The sequence below is a fragment of the Adonisia turfae CCMR0081 genome (assembly GCF_011009555.1).
GTDB classification, from domain to species: domain Bacteria; phylum Cyanobacteriota; class Cyanobacteriia; order Phormidesmidales; family Phormidesmidaceae; genus Leptothoe; species Leptothoe turfae.
Map to the genome: position 1 here is coordinate 2,794,830 of NZ_QXHD01000004.1, position 4,438 is coordinate 2,799,267.

The 4,438-nt window shown below is 47.4% G+C and carries 5 protein-coding genes; all 5 read right to left on the reverse strand.

Annotated elements, in window-relative coordinates:
• Window positions 1–30: 30 nt before the first annotated feature.
• Window positions 31–471, reverse strand: coding sequence for a MerR family transcriptional regulator (locus DXZ20_RS16285; RefSeq protein ID WP_163699292.1), 441 nt, complete (start codon window positions 469–471; stop codon window positions 31–33).
• Window positions 472–791: 320 nt separating this feature from the next.
• On the reverse strand, window positions 792–1,337 hold the full coding sequence (locus DXZ20_RS16290) for a GNAT family N-acetyltransferase (RefSeq protein ID WP_163699293.1): 546 nt from the start codon (window positions 1,335–1,337) through the stop codon (window positions 792–794).
• 91 nt (window positions 1,338–1,428) lie between these two features.
• A complete protein-coding gene (locus DXZ20_RS16295) occupies window positions 1,429–2,097 on the reverse strand; it encodes a hypothetical protein (RefSeq protein ID WP_163699295.1) in 669 nt (222 codons plus the stop codon).
• Between the two features lie 572 nt (window positions 2,098–2,669).
• Entirely contained in the window at window positions 2,670–3,152 is a 483-nt protein-coding gene (locus DXZ20_RS16300; protein WP_163699297.1) for a hypothetical protein, read from the reverse strand.
• Between the two features lie 657 nt (window positions 3,153–3,809).
• Window positions 3,810–4,438: DUF1214 domain-containing protein (locus tag DXZ20_RS16305; RefSeq protein WP_163703513.1), on the reverse strand; the 629-nt coding region annotated here is incomplete at its 5' end.

Consider the following 4,438-nt stretch of genomic DNA (forward strand, 5'->3'; position numbering starts at 1 on the left):
TGAGTCTCCTAATTTAGGTTGAGGTGAAAATTATTTGTTCAACTTGCTGTCTAGAGATTTTTCAAGATGATGCTTCCAGAAAATGCAGTTGTGATCGTTTTCACCAGTTGCTTCCAGTTGTTGATAGTGTTCAATTTTCAAGTTAATCACTTGCAAGTGATGGGTGAGTTCCTCTAAGTGTTGTTTGACCTGATTGCGATGTTCCTCAAGTAACACGCGTCGTTCACTAACTTCATTGGGATGCTGACGCACCAAATCTGCAAAGGCAATCACTTTTTTGATTGGCATTCCGGTTTCCCGCAAACGCACCAAAAACTCTAGCCAAGCAATATCTTCGGCGGAGTACCGTCGATGTCCATTAGATGCTCGGTAAATCGGAGCTAAAAGCCCAACTTTTTCGTAATAACGTAAAGTGTGGATACTTAGCCCTGTTGCCTCAGCAGCTTGTCGGATGGTTAATTCAGTCGTCATACCGCAACTATAAAAGGTAGAGTGCGCTCTAGGTCAATAGCCGGCTCGCATCAATACTGTCTCAGTCCAAGGTGTTCGGTGATGCACGTAATTAGATTGCCCGCTGCCTCATTACCCACCCCATTGGTTGAGTGCCGATTCAATTACGTAGCGTCCTTGTTGGGCAGATACAGTTTGCTCAAGTTCAAAGTAACTCTGTATGCTCTGAGCCATTTTCTCACAGTGCTGAGAATATTCTGGCTAACGATCACGCTCACCGGACGCAAACATCTTTTGGGACTCAATCAACCATATCCTGACGTCTAGGTGCAGTGCGATGGTTAAGCGTTGCGGTCATTATCCGAGCTGAGTGCCAAGGTCATCAGGTACTCATCATAGAACTGTCCACCTTTCGAAAAGGTCTCCGGTTCAGTACCATATGTGCGAAAGCCCAATGACTGATAAAGATGGATCGCCGCTTCTTGTTGGGTGACAACAGTTAGATAGATTCTCCTGATATCTTTGGCATTTGCTGCCCAATTCAGCGCTTTATGGATGAGCGCTTTGCCACAGCCGTGACAACGAAACGAGGGAAAGACATAGAGTCCCGCCAAATATGCACGATGTTTCTCATTGGAAGCTGAATAGCGAGAAATCCGAATAATCCCAATGAGTTGTTCGTTTTGGAATGCTCCGAAGAAGCAACGGTCATCGCTTTCTGCCAGCCTAACGGCAGTTTCGGAGAGGCTCAGTTCGTCTTCAGGGAGAGAACCGAAAGCGGGTGGCTGTTCACAGAGCGCAGACAAGCGTACGGCATGATATGCCTCGGCATTGGCGGAGGTGAGTGCGCGCACACTTACTGACCTGATATCTTGAAAAGACTGCATGGTATTGGATTGATTATTTCGATCTTATGCGAAACAGCACTGAATGTTGACTGAAGAGCAATACACTGGATATACCTCAAACAACTACAATTCAAGCTTTGAGTCTTGCCAGCACGAATTTCCCCCGTTCCACAACTGATGGATATGAATCCTTCGACAATATCTCAGCAATGGGTAAAGCCTCCGTGCCAATACTGTCTAGCTTAGCAATGAGCACATTCCCGGCCACCCTTCGAACTACCGGAGAACTGTCTCTAGCTGCTTTTTTAAGGGTTTCCAAGAACGATCGATTGACCTTTATTGCCCTCTCACCAAGAACTGGCTCATGACGTCCTTCACACCAACGAATATCTGTCCATACCCATTTTCGACCCTCGAACCATACCATACGCTCCTCTAACTGGCTAAGATACGCCTTGGCGCGGACTGCTGGTTGAACTGCTTCCTCAGAGATAGTCGGTAAAAAATTATCGAGCACGGGTTTGCGACCTGCTTGTCCAAGAATTGAAGCAGCCGGACCGGCGGTCACCTCAACAAGCTTCGATGCCAGTCGTGACGGTATACCATCTATAGAAAGAAGACTTATCAAGACTTCTAGATCCTCGTCCTGTAAGCGTCCCCAGGTATGCAGGTATGGCAAAATTGCCCAGAGTGTTTCTAGTATGAACTCAGGTTTGGTGTTAGCTGCTATCTGCGGGACATGCTCACGAGCTGCAGCTCGTACTTGAGGAACCCAATCGTTTAACCGTCGAAGAATCATAGCAAAAAGGAACCCATTCGGTGCACCTTCGCGTAAAGAGCGCAATGCTTTTTCTCGTAGATACCCGTCTCCGTTGCAATGATCTAACCAAGGAATTAGTAAACGCCGTTCACGGAGCGAGAATGACTTGGATCTTGAGTGCGGTTCTACATAAATCTCATAACGGAAGGTTCTTTCCCAATACTCTAGCTTGGAAACAGATAATAACGAGGTTGCATTTATATATTCAGATACTGCTGAAACTAAGTTGAGATGGCCATTAGCAGCATGTGCAAGATTTCGCACTGCATCCAAAACCCGATCCTTGTCTTCGTGTTGATTGGTCATGCTCAAGGCATAAGTTATAGTTTTCTCTATGTCAGATGCAAGGATTCCCTTAAAGGAGTCTAGTTTGAAAGACAGGGTGATTACGCTGCATAACTATGTATTCGATGTGGAGCGATCGCACGTTTCCAGATGCTTGACTGAAAGGTTCCGACAACGGAGTCGCCGCCACGCTGACGCGGTGTAAACCCTGGGCATAGGAACAGCCCGTGGCCGAGCAGTTGGACCACCAACCGGCACGGTGCAGCTTAAGTTTTGGGTTCGTCCTTCTTTCCCAGCACCTTGGTCGCCAAGATTCCTGCGCAGACGCCGGGAAACAGCAACAACAATCCCTGATAGAGCCCGCGCCCGCCATGAAGAGGGAACAGGCTTGTCGATCCGGCGATACAGAGGAGGACGATCAACGATGTATAGGTGATTGCGATCGCGTCATACACGTTGTGGCGAATGTACCGACCGAGCCCAGCTCGCAGGTCCCGAAAGAACTCTTTGGTTGATGAGATGGTGTACGAAAAATCGAAAACAACCCAGATCCCTGTGATGATTCCCAGCCGCATCAGGAGATGAACGTAAGCAAACTGTCCTTCTTTCGGTGTATCGAGACCGTTCACCATCATGAAGCTGTTGATAACGGTGACGACCGAAAATGCGTCGGAAACTCCTGCGACGGCGTTCTTTTCGGTGAAGAAGTGTTTGATCGCACTTATCACTTTGCGAGCAGAAAACGGCATGTTTATTCACCTTATGATCGACTCAGATGCTTGAATAGTGTGCATTTCTTTTAGTTTTTCTTTAACCTCTTCCAGCTTTTCAGCCTGAGAGAAGCTCAAGCTAGCCTCAGACTAGGAGCAAGTGAAACGCATACAGTTATGATGACATATTTGGGATGATGTGGAGCGATCGCACGGCTGCAGCTTCCTGATTGAGAACAAGGTTCTGAAAGTACAGCCTATTGGCATAACGCAGCGGCGGTAGGTTAACTGAGATCTTGCACCTGGCAAGGAAGCATTAACCCACCTTGGACTCAAAGTCGCAAGGCTAACTGGCTCAAAACCGCTCAAGCGGTTAAAGAATCCCTAAAAGCTCTATATTTAGAGCTGCCCAGCCAATCTTGTCCCGTTAGTGGACAGCCCTCAATTAGCGTTGGGTTTTGAACCCAACGTGGGTTTGAGCTTCACAACCGACCTTAGTGCAAGATCTGAGCCTTTTACGAACAGTAGGGCTGTTCGCTCAACCGGCAAGAAACACAATTGTCGTGATTCTGTCGAAAATCAGTCTATTTTAGGGTTGATTAGCTTGTGTTTCTTAGGAGTAATATGCATTTAATATTCTTTATGACCGTATTAATCGCATTAAACCATATACATTCCCACTTCTGTCACGCACTCTCATCCTAGGGACCGGGGCTCTAACGAGGGGGAGTTACCAGCACGAAAGAGAGCTAAAAAGATACGCTTAAGCCTGATTGTCCAGTGCAGTACAGGCTTTACTCGCTTTAGTGGTGGCGTTTGCCAGGTGCCATTAATCGCCTCTTGTTGTGGCAAGTAAAGCCGTAAGGATATGAAGAAGCCCTGATCCGGTGCAGGTAGCCAGTTCTTCCTCTTTTTTTCTTCAGTGGGTTGAGCGTATTGGATATAAAGCGTCAGTCCCCCATCTTCATCGAGAACAAGTTCGTTATTTTCTAACATCGTTGAATTAATCAGGTAGCGCTCGAGTTTGTTCTCGACAAGGAGCTGCTCGGGGAGGTTATACATCGTTGCCGACCAGAAAGCGTCAGCCGGTGGCAATCCACCTGGCTCAAAGCGTAGCGTATAACAGACGTCGCCTGATGCATTTAATTCGTTGCCGTCTGAATCATTATAGTAGGAAGGATACATGGCCTCTTCAATAGAATTGCCCCAGATGCCAAGAATCGCGCCAGCCATGCGGTATAGATAAATGTTACCGGTTGCCGTCAAGTGTTCACGGGTGCCAAATAGGTCGGCGGCGGTGACGTCTTGAGTGGCAAGTTTAGTCT

Bases quoted from the DNA above. Each gene is read 5' to 3' on its own strand.
- DXZ20_RS16290 (WP_163699293.1), bottom strand. From the start codon at position 1,337: ATGCAGTCTTTTCAAGATATCAGGTCAGTAAGTGTGCGCGCACTCACC.
- DXZ20_RS16300 (WP_163699297.1), bottom strand. From the start codon at position 3,152: ATGCCGTTTTCTGCTCGCAAAGTGATAAGTGCGATCAAACACTTCTTC.
- DXZ20_RS16295 (WP_163699295.1), bottom strand. From the start codon at position 2,097: ATGATTCTTCGACGGTTAAACGATTGGGTTCCTCAAGTACGAGCTGCA.
- DXZ20_RS16285 (WP_163699292.1), bottom strand. From the start codon at position 471: ATGACGACTGAATTAACCATCCGACAAGCTGCTGAGGCAACAGGGCTA.